Consider the following 18,072-nt stretch of genomic DNA (forward strand, 5'->3'; position numbering starts at 1 on the left):
TTTAAGTGTTTTTTAAGCGTGCAAAGATATTAATTCTGACTGAATTTAGGAATACCAAAATTCCATTTATCAAAGATAGATTTTCTTTTCTCTTTGCCCATAAAATTGGCTGTTTTATTACCATAAAGAAGACGCAAAAAAATTAGCTTCAATAATTTTTCTTCGACTTTGCATGATTATAAGCAGGGTAAGCACCCTATTTAAATTCCCTATTTGAATCTACTTGATATTGCCTATTCTTGCTATTTGTTTGAAAATAATTGGAAATTGCCAAAAGTCACATTTTTTGCAATAAAAATGTATTTGAATCATAATCTGTTTTTTAGAATGGCAAATCTATTCTGATTGAATTTTCTTTCTTATAAATCTAAATTTGTAAGACTTTCAACACACAAGTTATCAAAACGTTACTTTTCGTCTGATTAATTTGCATTTCGCCGATGCTTCTCTATATCTTTGCTTAGAACTTTCAAATAAAAGCCCCAATTTTTATTAAGTGAGTATCAAAAAAATTTGCCCAGATTTTGATATGAAAAATAACCTATTGATTTTATTGGCGTTATTGCCAATACTTGGCTATTCCCAGGCCATAACTGTCGATACGTCAACCCGAACAGTCCCAGAACTTGTCACCAATGTTCTAGTAAATTCTCCTTGCACAGAAGTATCGAATGTTTCATGGCGAACCGGAAGCAATTTCGGCTCGAGCAACGGAATAGGCTATTTCCAGAATACCAATCCAAATTTCCCCATAGAAAGCGGCGTCATACTAACCACCGGAGACGCAAGCCATGCACCCGGCCCAAACAATTCGCAACTCAATGACGGAAATAATCCTGCATGGATAGGCGATACGGATTTAGAAAATGTACTTGCTGCGGCAGGAATAACGATGAGTTCTGTAAATGCTACTGTGCTTGAATTTGATTTCATACCGATTTCTTCCAATTTCAGCATGGATTTTCTTTTTGCCTCAGAAGAATACGGCAATTCGCAATGTAACTTTTCTGATGCATTTGCTTTTCTGCTCACAAATCTGAATACGGGAGTCACCGAAAATCTGGCCGTAATTCCAAATACGACTACTCCTATTTCTGTCTTGACAATTCGCGACTTTCTTTATAACTCATCATGCCCTTCTGTCAATCCGGAATATTTCGGAAGATTTAATGGCGGATCAGAAGCCCTGGGTTCTGCCATCAATTTTAATGGACAGACAGTTCTTTTCACAGCCTCGTCTACTCTGACACCTAATACGCCTTACCATATCAAACTGGTTATTGCCGACCGATCTGACTACAAATCAGATTCTGCAATTTTTCTTTCGTCAGATAGTTTTAATATCGGACAAGATGTTTTAGGTCCTGATCTGACTATTGCCACACAAACGGCAATTTGCCAAGGCGGAACACATACTCTTACTACCGGACTGGACCCAGGCACCTATTCTTTTTCATGGATGAGAAACGGAGGACCTATTGGTGGAAATGATGACGAATTGGTCATTAACGAACCAGGGACTTATTCTGTCACCTATAACAACATCCTGTTTCCGTGTGAGGCTCCGGTAACCGATACCATTATTGTGGAATATTATCCGGAACTGGTTACGCCGCAACCGCATACTTTGTACAAATGCAACACAGGACAGCCTACTTATAACTTTGACTTGTCCTACAATACGCCTATTATTTTATCCGGTATTGATCCTGGCGTGACACTATCTTATCATGCTAACAGAGCTGATGCTGAAACCGGAGCAAACATACTGCCAGCTACATATCCAAGTGCCGGAAATGAAACTATATATGTAAGGATTCGAAACACGAATGGCTGTATTTCGATCAAGTCGTTTGACCTGCTTCTGATGGCGCCTCCAACAGCAACCCAACCCGCTGACGTTACTGAATGTGCTGTTGCTTTAGATGCTACCGATGCGAATTTCAACTTTACAGCACAGGACATTCCGGTTTTGAATGGGCTTTCTTCTGACATTTACAACGTTTCCTACTATACATCACTGTCTAATGCGCAGACCGGAACCAATCCGCTTCCTTCTACAAATTATACCACAGCAGGCAATCAGACGATTTATGTAAGATTAGAAAACAAAACAGATACCGCCTGTTACGATACGACCAGTTTTCAGATTTTTGTAAAAAACCTCCCGGTTGTAGACATAATCGGAAATGTAATTGTATGCGACCAACACGAATTGGTTCCCTTGACAAATGGAAATTATTTTTCCGGGCCTGACGGAACAGGAACGCCACTTCTTCCGGGCGATATTATTACAGAAACACAGACTATTTACATATATAGCCAGACTGGAGGTGTACCTAATTGCTCTAACCAGAGCAGTTTCAGGATAACCATTATTGATCCGGAATCATTGATTCCACCTGACGGAAGATACTGCACAAGTTATACGCTACCTACATTGCCGTTTGGAAATTATTATACACAGCCGGGAGGAAACGGAACCCAAATTAATCCGGGAACCGAAATTAGAAACTCACAGACCATTTTTGTGTATTATCAATTTCCTGAAGAGCCTTTCTGTATTATTGACGGTAGTTTTGATGTTGAAATCATTCCGTTTGAAAAGCTCCCACAAATTTCATCGGTATTTGACTGTGATTCTTATGTGTTGCCAACATTACCTTTTGGAAACTATTATACAGGACCGGGAGGAACGGGAACTATAGTTCCGGGTGGCACGACAATTACTGTTACCCAAACGCTCTATGCTTATGTACAGAACGACATTTGCGAGGATCAAAAAGAATTTACAGTATTTATCAGAATTGATACTCCGCCTAACGCTGCAAATTGTTCCAGCTATACCTTGCCATCGCTACCTATTGGAAACTATTATACAGGACCAGCCGGCTCTGGAACACAGATTCCCGCCGGAACAATAATTACCACTTCACAAACAATTTATGTGTATGTAGCCACGACCGAAAGACCAAACTGTACAGATAACGTACATTTTGATGTCATCATAACAGATCCTTTCGATCCTATTCCTGGCGATATTGCCGTTTGCGGAAGCTATACATTGCCTCCAATTACAGTAGGAAACTACTATACCGGTTCGAACGGAACAGGTACAATGATGCTTGCCGGGCAAACAATATTTACTACCCAAAGAGTTTATATATACAAGCCTGTGCTTCCGGGACAAAATTGCACCAATGAAATAAGTTATCTGGTTACTATCAATCCGATTCCGCAAATCAGTTCAAGATCGGATATTGGACCAACCTGCCAACCCTATACCTTAACGCCTCTGGCAGTGGGTAATTATTATACAGAACCTAACGGACAAGGAAGAATACTTGCTGCCGGAGATGTTATTTCTACAACACAGACCATTTATATTTATGCTATTAGTACAGCTGTACCTCCATGTAGTGCTCAAAATAGCTTTACAATTACAATTGTAGGAATTGAAGCCGATTCTCCTGATCCTGTTGCCAGTTGCGATAGCTATGTCCTTCCGGCTCTGACAGTAGGAGATTATTATACACAGCCTAACGGACAAGGAATCATGAGGCACGCAGGCGATGTTATTACCACAAGCGAAACATTACATATTTACGCAGAAATCGACAACCGTGGTGAAATTTGTTCTGACGACAACCTATTTGAAATTACGATTGTCACTACACCAACTGTGAATCCAATTCCTAATGATTTAAAGATAACTTGTGATAATGACGACGTAAATGACGGCATAACGTCATTCGACCTGTCTGTTTTTACAGATTTTGCACTTGGCAGTCAATTACCTGAAGATTACAGGGTTGAATATTTTGAATCTGCAAATAATGCATTGACAAGAACAAACCCTGTAACATCATCTACAGCTCAGACAATTTACATAAGGGTTTCGAGTAGAATTTCAGACAGCTGTTATGACATCATGCAGGTTCAACTGATAGTACGTCGCATACCGGAACCTCGTCCTAGAGGAGGAACTGTGTGTATCAACAGCGAAACCAACCAGCTCATCAGCTCCCATACCATACAAACAGGACTCAGCACTTCTCTTCATACTTTCCAATGGTTTGATGACAATGGACTGATTGCCGGTGCAACAGGCAGTTCCTATACGGCAACAGTTCCAGGCACTTATTCTGTAATTGCAACAAGCAATACAACAGGCTGTCCTTCAAAACTTACATCTGTTGAAGTTGTCCGTTCTGAAAAAGCTACCGTAACCTACACGGTGAACAATACGTTTGGCGACAACCAGAGCATTACGGTCAACGCAACCGGAGTTGGAGGCAATTATGTGTACCAGCTTGATAGCGGTCCTTTTCAATCCAGTAACGTTTTTGAAAATGTTTCGTCCGGACAACATACAATAACGGTAGAAAATCTGAACGGATGTGAAACAACGACTATACTTGCTTTCGTAATCAATTATCCAAGATATTTCACTCCAAACGGCGATGGGTATAATGACTTTTGGAACATTTGGGATTTATCACACCAGCCGGAAGCTGTCATTTATATTTTTGACCGATATGGCAAATTATTAAAACAGATTAAACCATCGCAACCGGGCGGATGGGATGGATTTTACAACAACGCTCCCCTGCCGTCTACCGATTATTGGTTCAAAGTAATCTATACAGAAAACGGCGTTACAAAAGAATTTAGGGCTCATTTCGCCATGAAACGATAAATAAAAAAACACTAACATACAGTTAATGAGAAGGCTTCTTGTTTCAGGAAGCCTTTTTATTGTTTGGAACGAATTTAAATATGAAAAAAAGTGTAACATATTTTAATTTTCATAGTCTATATAGTCAGTTAAAACACGTTCAATATTAAAAAGATGTTAATTTTTGTATAAACTAGTACTATGTATTACATATTAATAAAAAAACAAATACATTTGCAACATCAATCATCAATCAAAAATAACCCAATGAGACTAAAATTATTTATTCTAAGCCTTATTATGATGCCATTGCTTTCTATGCAGGCACAAAACAATCTTACGATTACAGGAAAGGTAGTCGATAAATCGGGACAGCCTATTTCTTATGCAACCGTAACAATTAAGGAAGGTGCCACTGTAATTACCGGAAGTATCACTGATGATAGTGGGGATTTTGAAGTAAAAGGACTTGCTCCTAAGAATTACAATGTCGAGATACAGTTTATCGGATATAAGCCTTATAACGGAAAAGCTGATCTTACATCAGGTCAAAAAAGCCTGTCTATGAACAAAATTACACTTGCTGACGAGGCTACCCAATTGGAAGGCGTAGAAGTTGTCGCTGAACGTTCAACGATTGAGCAAAAAATCGACCGAAAAGTAATCAACGTAGGGCGTGACCTTACTACAGCCGGAGCTACTGCTTCAGAAATCATGAACAACATTCCTTCTGTAAATGTTGACCAGGATGGAAAAATCTCTTTAAGAGGAAACCAAAATGTTAGGGTATTGGTAGATGGAAGACCAACCAATATGGACCCGGCACAATTGTTAAAGCAAATTCCTTCAACATCAATCAAGAAAATTGAATTGATTACGAACCCGAGTGCAAAATACAATCCGGAAGGAATGTCAGGTATTATCAACATTGTGTTGCATAAAAACTCAAACAATGGTTTCAACGGGAGCTTGAATTCAGGAATTACATTCGCCAAAGAGCCAAAATTCAACAACTCTTTGGACATGAACTACAGAACCGGAAAAGTAAACTTCTTCGGAAATGCAGGAAGCAACTTCGGAAGATACCACAATGAGGGTTTTATCCAAAGATTTGACAACAATTCACAGCAGAAGCTTAAGATGCTAAATGACAATGAATCCTATTTGTACAAGATTGGTATGGATTATTATATCGATGACAACAATACGATTTCATTCTATACGAACCAAAACTCAATGAATGGTAAAGGAAATGTAGATACTGATATCCGCTACCTGAATGGTGATCTGCCAAACGTACTGCAACTAGGAAGATATAATACAGACAATAACAGTGGTGCCTATAACCTGGCCTACAAACATAAGTTTGCAAAAGAAGGCCATACTTTGGACTTTGAAGGAAACTATAACGATTATGACCAGACACAAAAAGCGAATTTCAACACGACAACATTCACCAATCCGGCTGATCAGGTTATTTATAATGACAAAATCGTTGACAAAAGAAAAACGACAACATTGAACCTGGATTACGTAAATCCATTGTCTGAAAAGTCAACACTTGAATTGGGTGCCGAAGCCAGAGTTACTAGAACATCAAATGACTATACTACCGGAAACTTGTTAGTTCCTGTTGGAAGCAGAAGCTCAAACTACACATACGATATCGATATCTATTCGGCTTATGCTACTTTCGGGCAGAAGTTTGAAAAATTCAGCTACCAACTTGGAGCGCGTTTTGAAAGCTACAAAGTACAAGCCAACCTGAATGTAAACAATAGCAAGGTAGCTTTTGACGATGATTATATCACTGTTTATCCATCAGCTTATTTTACGTATAACCTGAGTGAGAAAAATATGTTCCAATTGAGCTATAGCCGTCGTGTTGACAGGCCGAGTTTGGAACAAACAAAACCAATCAGGGAGTTTGCAACGCCTTTGGTTACAGGTTTGGGTAATCAGGAATTACAGCCACAGTTCACCAACTCTGTAGAATTAAACTATACCAGAATACTTACAAAAGGTTCAATTACCGGAGGTGTTTACTACAGATTGATTAACGATGAAATCAGCAGAGTTTTGTATTCTGATGAAACTACAGACAATCCGAATGACTTGATTATGAGCTGGGCTAACTTTGACAACAATTCTGCATACGGATTTGAATTGTCTGCCAATTACAAAATTGCAAAATGGTGGGATGTTCAACCTTCTATTGATTTCTCAAGCATTTCACAAAAAGGTTTGGTTTCTGTATTAAGACCTGGAACCATCGATCAATTTGATTTTGTAAGAAAAGAAATTGACGCAGCTGCATTTAATGCACGATTAAACAGTAATTTCAAAGCTACCAAAAATTTGAGTTTCCTTCTGTTTGGCTTCTTTAGAAGCGGTGTTGATGGAATCCAAAACAATAGCAAAGACATGTACAAGATTGATATGGGAGGACGTTATTCTATACTGAACAACAAAATGAACTTCAGTGTTCGTTTCAATGACGTCTTCAATATGATGGAGTATGGCTTTGACAGCAAAAATCCATATCCAAGCACAGGAGTTTTCAGATGGGAAAGCCAAAGCCTTTACTTCGGAATCAACTATATGTTTGGTGGTGGTAAAAACAGAGCGCTGCAAAGAAAATATCGTGAAGACAACACGAAACAAGGCGGCGGTATGTTCTAAGAATCAATTTTTAGATTTTTTTTATATATTGGGTTAAAATGAAAAACTCGGAAGTGATGCCTCCGAGTTTTTTTATTTTATAAAACCACCATTAAGGAAATATTTCTATTTCTGCTCCTTGTTGCACAGCTTCGTACAATTCGTCTATTTCGCGATCTGTTACGGCAATACAGCCGGCAGTCCAATCTTTCCATCTATGGAATTTTGCCCTATAACCATATCCATTACGAAGTCCGTGAATTTTTATATCACCTCCAGCCGACTTTCCTAAACTCATGGCATGCTCTATATCTTTTTCATTAGGATAAGAAACTCCAAGGTTTTTATGGAAAGCACTTTCTGGGTTCTTTCCCTCTATCGTATAAATTCCTTCCGGAGTTTTACAGTCGCCTTCAAATTCTTTATGCCCAATCGGATTTTTCCCCAAAGCTATGCGGTATCTTTTTAAAAGAATTCCATCAGAATAGACATCCATCTTTCGTTTAGACTTGTAAACTTCTATCCTATCGATGATCTTGCCTTTCGGCAATTTTGGTTCCGGATAAAAATAGTAGAGTAAGAATGAGATTGGGAGGATTAGAAGAAGCATTTTTTTGAGGCACTAAGGTTCTGAGGCGCTAAGGTTTTAGAGAGTTCTTTGATTTAGAGTTTTATTTATCATTAATTATAACGCTACTAAATCCAAGAATGTAGAGATTATAAGACCCTGAGGTACTGAGGTTTTCGAGAGTTTTTCAACTTAGAACCTTAGTACCTTAGCCACTTAGTACCTTTTTATCTTTTTTACCATCTAATAACAACACTTCCCCAGGTGAAGCCACTTCCAAAAGCAGCCAACACCACAAGGTCGCCAGATTTTATCTTTCCTTGTTCCCATGCTTCTGTCAAAGCAATCGGAATAGAAGCTGCGGTAGTATTTCCGTATTTCTGGATATTATTATAAACCTGATCGTCTGCCAACTTAAATTTCTGCTGGATAAATTGAGAAATTCTCAAATTCGCCTGATGCGGAATCAGCATATTGATATCAGAAACATCCAGATTACTTGCTTTTAAGCCTTCCATAATTACTTCGCTAAAACGAACGACTGCATTTTTAAACACAAACTGTCCATTCATATATGGGAAATAACTTTCATCATTCGGGTCGTTATCAGCAATAATATCTGTTACCCATCGTCCGCCCATTCCAGGAGCTTTTACGATAAGTTCTTCAGCATATTGTCCTTCCGAATGCAGATGTGTCGACAAAATTCCTTTGTTCGGTTCTTCTTCTCTTGAAATTATTGCCGCTCCTGCTCCATCTCCAAAAATCACAGAAACACCACGTCCGCGTGTCGTCATGTCTAATCCGGTTGAATGTACTTCAGAACCAATAATCAGTATGTTTTTATACATTCCTGTCTTGATATACTGGTCTGCAATTGACAAGGCATATACAAAACCCGAACATTGGTTTCGGATATCCAAAGCACCAACCGTATTTAATCCTAAATCTCTTTGAACCAAAACTCCAGGACCCGGAAAATAATAATCAGGACTCAATGTAGCAAAAATGATAAAATCGATATCTTCTTTTGCTATCCCGGAACGCTCTATTGCAATCTTTGCTGCTTTTACACCCATAGACGTTGTAGTATTCCCGTCTCCTTTTACAATATGGCGTCTTTCCTGAATTCCTGTACGTTCCTGAATCCACTCATCATTAGTGTCTATTCTTTTAGATAAATCATCATTAGTAACAATATTTTCAGGAACATAATATCCTAAACCTGCAATTTTCGAATGATACATATTTTATTATTTCGTTAAAAATCAGAGTGCAAATTTACGTATCTGCAAATTATCTCCTGCACAAGTTAGCAAATATTTCAATATCAGCAATTGGCCGTTTATTTTGTAAGTGCATTTTTTCCGAAATGCTTTTATTTATTAACTAAATATTTTAGCAGATGTAACAAGCTTGGCTTATTTTAGACAAATGTTTCATCAACCTAATATAAATAATATGAAATTAAAGCTATCTATGCTTTTCCTGCTTGTCGGATTGACAGCATTTTCGCAGGAAGAACTTACTTACCAGAAGCCTTCCAAAGAAATTTTGGATTTGGCTGACTATGAAAGAGCACCTTCGGTTTCGATGGATACTAAAAAAGAATATATGCTTCTTTCGTATCGAAACACTTACAAAACTCTTGATGAATTAAATCAGGAAGAAATGAGATTAGGCGGTTTGAGAATCAATCCAATTACCAATATCTCAAGTACCGTGACATACATTAACAACCTGAAAGTTCGCAAAATCAAGGACAAGAATGAAATTCAGGTAACAGGTTTGCCACAAAATCCAAAAATCAGCAATGTTTCCTGGTCTCCGGATGAAAAGAAAATTGCCTTTACACACACTACAGCTACAGGAGTAGAACTATGGGTTTTGGATATCGCTTCTGCAAAAGCAACCCGATTAACGGATGCAACTGTAAATGCGAACATGGGTGGTCCATTCAGTTGGTATAGAGATAACCAGAACCTTTTGGTTAAGATGCTTCCTAAAAACCGTCCTGCCCTGATCGATTCTAAAAAAGACCTTCCAAAAGGACCTACAGTTTCTACAAGCGACGGTTCAAAATCACAGAACAGAACGTATCAGGATTTATTAAAAAACAAGACTGACGAAACTAATTTTGAGACATTAGTAACTTCAGAACTTTATAAAATCGATCTTAACGGAAAAGCATCTCTGTATAAAAATGCAGATTTATATGCTGGTGAAGGTTTTTCTCCAGACGGAAACTACATCATGATTACTACGATACAGAAACCATTTTCTTATATCGTTCCTTTGAGCCGTTTCCCTATGAAATCTATTGTATATGACCTTTCAGGAAAAGAAGTTAAAGTAGTTAACGAAGTGCCTCTTTCTGAAATCATGCCAAAAGGATTTATGGCTACACGTAAAGGAAAAAGAAGTATGAACTGGAGAAACGATGCACCTGCTACTCTTTACTATGTTGAGGCTTTAGACGGTGGAGATCCTGCGAATAAAGTAGATTTCAGAGACGAAGTTTTCTTATGGCAAGCTCCATTTACTTCAAACCCTACTTCTTTGGCTAAAACAGTACAGCGTTATGGAGGAATTATTTGGGGAAATAGCACTACGGCTATTTTATTTGACCAATGGTATGATACCAGAAATGAAAAAACTTATTTGATTAACCCATCAAATCCGGGTCAGGCTCCAAAAGTAATTTTTGATAGAAACTCTCAGGACATCTATTCTGATCCGGGAAGCTTCGAAACAATTAAAAATCAATATGGAAGACAAGTATTGGCTCTTGAAAACGACAATGCATTTCTTATTGGTGAAGGCCATACTAAAAACGGACAGTTCCCCTTTATTGATGAGTTCAATATTAAGACTTTAAAGCCAAAACGTTTGTACCAATCTGCTTATAAAGACAAAAAAGAAAGCATTTTCTCTATTGAAGATTTCAAAAAAGGTGATGTATTGGTTCAAATCCAGTCTAAAAGTGAATATCCAAACTACTACTTCAGAAATATCAAAAAGAAGAACCAGTTAACACAGATTACCGATTTCAAAAATCCGTTTGAAAGTATCAAAAACGTACACAAAGAAGTAATCAAATACAAAAGAAAAGACGGCGTAGAGCTTTCCGGAACATTATACCTTCCTGTAGGTTATGACATGAAGAAAAAAGAGAAAATGCCGCTTTTGATCTGGGCTTATCCTGAAGAGTATAAAGACAAAAACAGTGCCGGGCAAAGTTCTCAAAACCCTAATGAATTCACATTCCCTAACTATGGTTCTTTCGTTTACTGGGTAGCTAAAGGCTATGTAGTTTTGGATGATGCTTCTTTCCCAATTATTGGAGAAGGCTCAGCAGAACCAAACGACACTTTTATCACTCAATTAGTAGATAATGCCGCTGCAGCAATCGACGCTGTTGACAAGTTAGGTTATATCAACCGTAAAAAAGTTGCTGTTGGAGGACATTCTTATGGTGCTTTTATGACGGCAAACTTATTGACACATTCTGATTTATTTGCCTGTGGTATTGCCCGAAGCGGTGCATACAACAGGACACTTACGCCATTCGGTTTCCAAAGTGAGCAAAGAAACTACTGGGAAGTACCGGAAGTATACAACGCAATGTCGCCTTTCATGACTGCTGACAAGATGAAAACTCCGCTTTTGCTTGTGCATGGTGATGCTGATAACAACCCAGGAACTTTCACATTACAATCTGAAAGATATTTCCAGGCTTTAAAAGGTCTTGGAGCACCGGTAAGATTGCTTTTATTGCCAAAAGAAAGCCACGGATATGCTGCTAAAGAAAACATCCTTCACTTGCTTTGGGAACAAGATCAGTTCCTAGAAAAGCATCTGAAAAACTAATTTGGAGCTATCTATAAAAATTAAAAAATCCCGGAATCAAAAGATTTCGGGATTTTTATTTTAAGATACTTTATTGCTTACTTCCAGATAAACGAGCGTATCGTTTTCTAAAGCAATATTATGTTCGAAGAAAATAACCTGTTTTTCCAATATTGCCTTGACCAGGTATCGGTTTCCTTTAAAATAAGATTGTTTTACTAAAACCTGTATAAAACCCGACTGTGCCACTTTCAATTGATGCGGATATAAAAGCAGGTGTGTCATGGTTCCGTTTTCATCTTCTACTTCAATTTCATTGATCTCGCCAAAAAGCGATGCTGCATATTTATTAACCGGATTAAAATAAAGCTCTTTAGACGGTGCCTTCTCAAGCATCTTCCCTTTCTGCATCACTATGGTCTCATCAGCAAAAGAAAGCGCATCTGCGCTATCGTGAGTTGCCACAATGCAGGTTATCCCTTTTTTCTTCAGATAAGCGAACAGATTTCTACGAAGGGCGTTCTTTCTGAAGTTGTCAATATGGCTAAAAGGTTCATCTAACAGCAAGACTTCAGGTTCCAAAGCCAGAACTCTAGCCAGAGCCACTCTTTGCTGCTGTCCTCCACTTAGATATTTTGCTTTGGTCTTAGCATAATCAGACATTTCAACCATAGCAAGCAAGTCAGCAACACGTTGTGCCTTCTCTTCCTTATAGACATTCGAAAGATATTTCCCAACATTTTCCTCAACGGTTATATAAGGCATCAGGTCAAAATCCTGCGCCAGGTATTTGATATAATCTTCTCCGGGAATCAAATTGAATTTTGGCCCTAAAATAGGCGTATCATCATAGAAAATCTGCCCTTCATCCAAATCATAAAGACCGTAAATCAATTTCAAAAGCGTGCTTTTTCCACAGCCGCTCTCACCTATGATTGCAATATTTTGGCCTTTTTGGATGGTAAAGCTGATATTCTCTATAACTTGTTTTTCGGTATAACCGAAAGAAATATTCTGGACTGATAACATGAATGTAGATTGAAGATTGCAAAGTTAGGGAAACCGAAGTGAATCTTAAAAGAAAAAGGCTTCCCATAGGGAAGCCTTTTTTAATATATTCTAATTTTATTTCTTAGAATTTGTAAACCAATCCTAATCTGATATCTCTCATGTCAAGACCGAAATCAAAAGAATTTGTTTTTTCAGCACCGTCAGCATCTGGCTTAGTAGTTTCGAAACCTAGAACTCCGAAAGAAGCCTCAAGTGCGAAGTTTTTAGCAAGGAAATAGCTAACACCTGGAGCTACTTTTACACCAAAACCGTTACCTTTGAATTCACCAGGTGCTCCTGTTTCAGGATTAAATTCATTATCATAGCTCATGTAGTTTACACCCAACTGACCGAAGATAGAGAATTTAGAAGCTGGTGTAAAGTAGTATCTACCAAAAGCACCTACTGAGAAAGTACTGTTTTTAGCATCAGCTGCACCTACATCAACTTTTGAAGTTAAGTATCCAACAGAAACACCAACAGCGATGTTTTCAGTTACAAAATAACCAGCACTTGGAGCGATTTCAAAATCACTAGTTTTGAAATCTCCAGTTTTAGTTGATCCGAAACTTACAGCACCAGAAATGAATGTATCTCCTTTTTTAAAGCCTTCAGAAGTTTCTTCCTGAGCGTTAGCAAAACCGAATGCGAATACGGCAGCTACAGTTAAAACAATTTTTTTCATGTTTGTTTAGTTTTAAAATTATGCGGCAAAAGTATAAAAAAAATAACACGAAACAACTGACATGTTATTTTTCATTTATTATTAAATTAGTACGAAACACCAGCACCAAACATTACATATTGACAATCAACACACTACATGAAAAGTTAATATAAAGCTAATTTCAAAAAATAAAAATGCCTTCCATTTATGAAAGGCATTTTATTCTATATAGTTATAGAATTAAAATCTGTAACCTGCGCCAATTTGAAAACCGGTATTATTAACATCAAAACCGGTATCAGTATCATTGATATTAGTCAAACCTGCGTTATATCTTAAATCAAAGAATAAACCGTTTGGCAATTCATAACCGGCACCAACACCAAGAGCAAAATCAATTGATTTTGTGCTTTTATCAAGAAAATCGTTCTCAGCAGCAATTTTAAATGCAATTTCCGGACCAGCCTGAATACTTAATCCCTGATAAACATAATATTTAGCCATAATCGGAATTCGTATGTAATCTAATTTAGCATCCTCAGCTCCTTCGTTAGAATACAATAATTCCGGCTGAACATGGAATTTATCAGTTACTGTGAAATCCGCCAAACCTCCAACATAAAAACCTGTCTTACCGTTTGCGTCGCTATCTCCACCAAAATTTGTGAAGTTCAAACCAGCCTTAACACCAAATTTAATTCCTTCTTGAGCATTGGCAAGCCCAAAAGCAAATACCGCAGCTACTGTTAAAAAAATTTTTTTCATGTTTGTTTTAGTTTTAAATTACAATCAAATGTATGAAAAAAATAACACGAAACAACTGACTTTCATACTTTTATTTAACTTAAATTTAAGAAAAAAAGTATTAATAATTTCATAAATTTAAAATTAACTCAAAAAAACATGGCTAAATTTGTCTTGTAAAGCTCAAAAACTTTTAAAACCACCTTAAAAAATTTATTATGAAAAAACTTATCGTAGCTGCAATTTTAATCATTGCAGGAGCAACAAATGCTGATGCGCAACTTTTAAAAATTGGTGTCAAGGGAGGCGTTAACTTTGCCAACTTTAACGGAGGTGCCGATGGTATCGATTACAGCAGCAGAACCGGTTTTCATGCTGGTGCGGTTGCCGAAGTAAAACTTTTTCAAAACTTTTCATTACAGCCTGAATTGATGTATACTTCTCAAGGTGCTGACGTAAAAGGAATTGGTGATTTCAACTTAGATTATGTTTCTGTTCCGGTTCTGGCTAAATTTTATATCCTTTCTGAAAAATTGAGCGTGGAAGTTGGCCCACAGTTTTCGTTTTTGGTTGATGATGCAAAAGAAGCATTCGACAACAAAAGCTTTGATTTCGCAGCAGCAGGAGGCTTAGGACTTAATATTACCGACCACTTTTTTGCCCAGGCAAGATATACTATCGGACTTACTGAAGTTTCAAAAGATGCAGAGGTTAAAAATGCCGTGTTTCAGTTATCTCTTGGATACTTTTTCTAAAAAATACAGCCCTTAAAAATAAACCGTTTTGTTTGACAAGACGGTTTTTTTATGCCTTAACATTTTATAAAGAAGGGAAATTCCTATTTTTACAAAAATCATCTTTCATGAAAATCATTATTATCAACGGGCCTAACTTAAACCTGTTAGGAAAACGGGAACCCGAAATTTACGGAAGTCAGACTTTTGAAGACTATTTCGCATTACTCAAGGCTGAATTTCCAACCATCGAACTTCACTATTTCCAAAGCAATATCGAAGGCGAGATCATCGACAAACTTCACGAAACAGGCTTTACTTTTGACGGAATCATCCTCAACGCTGCTGCCTATACCCACACATCCGTAGGAATTGGCGACGCTGTCAAATCGATTCCCACTCCTGTTATAGAAGTTCATATTTCCAACACTTTTTCAAGAGAGTCATTCCGACACCAGTCTTATATTTCCCCTAATGCAAAAGGAATCATTATAGGCTTTGGACTTGACAGCTACAAACTTGCCTTAAAGGCTTTCCAATAATATTTTTTACCCATGCAACCATTTTGTAAATAGATTCGTCTATTTATAATGTGACCGCATTACTAACTTTAAACTTCACTTATTTCTTTGCATGAAAAAAATAATTACCCTCATTTTATTTGCCTTTTCTATTGCTGCCTCAGCACAAATCAAAGGAAAAATTACCGATCAGTCCGGAGCTACATTACCAGCCGTAAACGTTTATATTGAAAACACCTATAATGGCACCTCTTCCAACGAGGTTGGACAATACGAGCTCAGTGTAAAATCAACCGGAAAATATACTGTAGTATTTCAATTCCTGGGTTATAAGACTCAAAAAATAGCCGTAAATGCCGATAAGTTTCCTTATGTTTTAGACGTAACGCTTGCTGAAGAAAACATAGCTATTCCGGAAATCGTTATCGATTCTAAAGAAAACCCTGCTAATGCCATTATCAGAAGCGCTATCGCTGCCAAAAAACAGAATTCAGAAATGACAGCCAAGTTCACTGCCGATTTCTATTCACGTGGAATTTTTAGAGTAAAAGACATGCCTAAGAAAATTCTTGGCCAGACAGTAGATGAACAAGGTATTCTGGATTCTACCGGAACAGGAATTATGTATTTGTCTGAAACCGTATCCCGAGTCACCTACCAAAAACCGGACAAACTGAAAGAGAAAATCATCGCATCTAAAATAAGCGGAAACGATAATGGATTCAGCTATAATACTGCGAGAAACACTGATTATGATTTTTACGAAAATTATATCAATCTCAACATCAATATGGTTTCTCCAATCGCTAACAATGCTTTTGGTTACTATAAGTTTAAAATGGAAGGTACATTTATAGACGAAAACAACAATACCATAAACAAAATCAAGGTAACTCCAAAACGAGACAGTGATCCTGTTTTTGAAGGTTATATTTATATAGTTGAAGATAGCTGGGCAATTTATGCCGTAGATCTTGACATCAAAGGTTACAGAATGCAGGAACCAATTCTTGAAGTGATGAACCTTACCCAAAACTTCAGCTACAATTCCAACTCTAAAATATGGGCTAAAAGCCTTCAGACATTAGATTTTAGTGCAGGACTCTTCGGAATCAAGTTTACCGGAAAATTTACCCATGCGTTTAGCAATTACGAATTCAAACAGGAATTCGAGAAGAAAACGTTCACCAAAGAAATCGTGTCGATTGACAAGGAAGCTAACAAAAAAGACGATTCGTTTTGGAATGCATCACGTCCGGTTCCTTTGACTGAAGAAGAATCAAAAGACTACATCAAAAAAGACAGTATTCAGACCATCCGTAAGTCAAAAACCTATCTTGATTCAGTAGACAACAAGAAAAACCGTTTCAAAGTATTTGACATTATTGGAGGCTATACATTTAATAACTCTTATAAAAACTGGGCTATAAAATATGACGGACTGATACAAGTACCTGGCTTTAATACCGTTCAAGGCTGGAATTTGAATACAGGTTTTTCGTTTACAAAAAGAAATCCGGATGAAAACACTTATACCCATTTTGGTGTAAAAATGAATTATGGGCTCGCAGAAGACAGACTAAGAGCTTTTGGTTATTTTTCGACAAGACTGAACAACCAGACCAATTCTATTTTGTATGCCGCTGCGGGTAATCAAATTGTACAATTCAACAGCTCGGCTATTACTGATGTTGTAAATTCAGTAAGTACCTTATTCTTTAAGGACAACTATATGAAATTATATGACAAGACTTTTGGTAGAATTGGCTATCAGCAGGAAGTCGTTAATGGATTAATGTTATTTGGAAATGTTGAATATTCCAGAAGAAAATCGCTTTTCAACAATACGGACTATGTATTGATTAAAAACGATAAGGAATATACTTCAAACAATCCGTTGGCTCCAACAGCCAATTCGTTACCTGTTTTTGAGACGCATCGCCTGGCAAAGGCTTCCATTTCTGCCAGAGTGAATTTCGGACAGGAATATATTTCAAGACCGGATGGAAAAATGAATATCCGAAATGAGAAATATCCTGTACTTTTTGCAACTTATGAAAAAGCATTCGCAGGAAGTGAAAAAGGATATGAATATGACGCCATACATGCACGTATGACTTACGATGTTACTTTAGGAAACAAAGGTGAATTGGGAGTCAACCTAAAAGCCGGAAAGTTTTTTAATGCCGACAATATTTCTTTTGCAGATTACAAACACTTTAACGGAAACCAGACGCATATTGGCCAGACTGAAAGATACCTAAATGTATTCAACCTTCTTCCGTATTATTCACACAGTACAAACGATTCTTATATAGAGTTTCATGCCGAGCATAATTTTAAAGGTTATATCATGAACAGGATTCCTTTATTAAACAAGCTGAAATCCAATCTTATTGTTGGTTATCATGCGATAGCCGTTCCTGATGTAAAGCCTTATTCTGAGTTTTCTGTGGGATTAGACAATCTTGGTTTTGGCAAATTCAGGATGTTGCGTGTAGATTATGTACGCTCCTACCAAAATGGCTTCCAAGGCGACGGTGTTGTCTTTGGATTAAAATTCTTAAACATTTTAGAATAAGCAAATAAAAAAGGCGTTT

At 37.4% G+C, this 18,072-nt stretch carries 11 protein-coding genes; 6 read left to right on the forward strand and 5 right to left on the reverse strand.

The features are described from left to right. The first annotated feature begins 529 nt into the window (after window positions 1–529). Entirely contained in the window at window positions 530–4,699 is a 4,170-nt protein-coding gene (locus ABH942_RS05230; RefSeq protein ID WP_370029927.1) for a choice-of-anchor L domain-containing protein, read from the forward strand. A gap of 246 nt (window positions 4,700–4,945) precedes the next feature. Further along, window positions 4,946–7,360 (forward strand): TonB-dependent receptor domain-containing protein, encoded by a 2,415-nt coding sequence (locus ABH942_RS05235; RefSeq protein WP_370029928.1) that lies wholly within the window; start codon window positions 4,946–4,948, stop codon window positions 7,358–7,360. A gap of 91 nt (window positions 7,361–7,451) precedes the next feature. On the opposite strand, the gene ABH942_RS05240 is transcribed toward ABH942_RS05235, so the two are convergent. Both ABH942_RS05240 and ABH942_RS05245 read right to left on the reverse strand, forming a co-directional pair. Next, window positions 7,452–7,949, reverse strand: coding sequence for a murein L,D-transpeptidase family protein (locus tag ABH942_RS05240; RefSeq protein WP_370029929.1), 498 nt, complete (start codon window positions 7,947–7,949; stop codon window positions 7,452–7,454). Window positions 7,950–8,143: 194 nt separating this feature from the next. Continuing rightward, on the reverse strand, window positions 8,144–9,154 hold the full coding sequence (locus ABH942_RS05245; protein WP_370029930.1) for a 3-oxoacyl-ACP synthase III family protein: 1,011 nt from the start codon (window positions 9,152–9,154) through the stop codon (window positions 8,144–8,146). 214 nt (window positions 9,155–9,368) lie between these two features. Between ABH942_RS05245 and ABH942_RS05250 the strand changes: the two genes are divergently transcribed. Then, window positions 9,369–11,777, forward strand: coding sequence for a prolyl oligopeptidase family serine peptidase (locus tag ABH942_RS05250; protein WP_370029931.1), 2,409 nt, complete (start codon window positions 9,369–9,371; stop codon window positions 11,775–11,777). 60 nt (window positions 11,778–11,837) lie between these two features. On the opposite strand, the gene ABH942_RS05255 is transcribed toward ABH942_RS05250, so the two are convergent. From ABH942_RS05255 to ABH942_RS05265, 3 genes are all read right to left on the reverse strand, one after another. Further along, the gene (locus ABH942_RS05255) at window positions 11,838–12,785 is read right to left on the reverse strand and encodes an ABC transporter ATP-binding protein (protein ID WP_370029932.1); all 948 of its coding nucleotides are present in this window, start codon (window positions 12,783–12,785) and stop codon (window positions 11,838–11,840) included. 103 nt (window positions 12,786–12,888) lie between these two features. After that, window positions 12,889–13,491: an outer membrane beta-barrel protein gene (locus ABH942_RS05260; protein ID WP_370029933.1), complete on the reverse strand. Its 603-nt coding sequence runs from the start codon at window positions 13,489–13,491 to the stop codon at window positions 12,889–12,891. A gap of 222 nt (window positions 13,492–13,713) precedes the next feature. Beyond that, window positions 13,714–14,238, reverse strand: a complete 525-nt coding sequence (locus tag ABH942_RS05265; protein WP_370029934.1) for a porin family protein — start codon at window positions 14,236–14,238, stop codon at window positions 13,714–13,716. 197 nt (window positions 14,239–14,435) lie between these two features. Between ABH942_RS05265 and ABH942_RS05270 the strand changes: the two genes are divergently transcribed. From ABH942_RS05270 to ABH942_RS05280, 3 genes are all read left to right on the forward strand, one after another. Next, window positions 14,436–14,972 carry a porin family protein gene (locus ABH942_RS05270; protein ID WP_370029935.1) on the forward strand — a complete coding sequence of 179 codons (537 nt, stop codon included), beginning with the start codon at window positions 14,436–14,438 and terminating at the stop codon, window positions 14,970–14,972. Between the two features lie 107 nt (window positions 14,973–15,079). Beyond that, window positions 15,080–15,493 (forward strand): type II 3-dehydroquinate dehydratase, encoded by a 414-nt coding sequence (gene aroQ, locus ABH942_RS05275; RefSeq protein WP_370029936.1) that lies wholly within the window; start codon window positions 15,080–15,082, stop codon window positions 15,491–15,493. 91 nt (window positions 15,494–15,584) lie between these two features. Continuing rightward, a complete protein-coding gene (locus ABH942_RS05280) occupies window positions 15,585–18,053 on the forward strand; it encodes a DUF5686 and carboxypeptidase regulatory-like domain-containing protein (protein ID WP_370029937.1) in 2,469 nt (822 codons plus the stop codon). Window positions 18,054–18,072: the final 19 nt, after the last annotated feature.

This window comes from Flavobacterium sp. 28YEA47A, assembly GCF_041262125.1.
In the GTDB taxonomy this organism is placed as follows: domain Bacteria; phylum Bacteroidota; class Bacteroidia; order Flavobacteriales; family Flavobacteriaceae; genus Flavobacterium.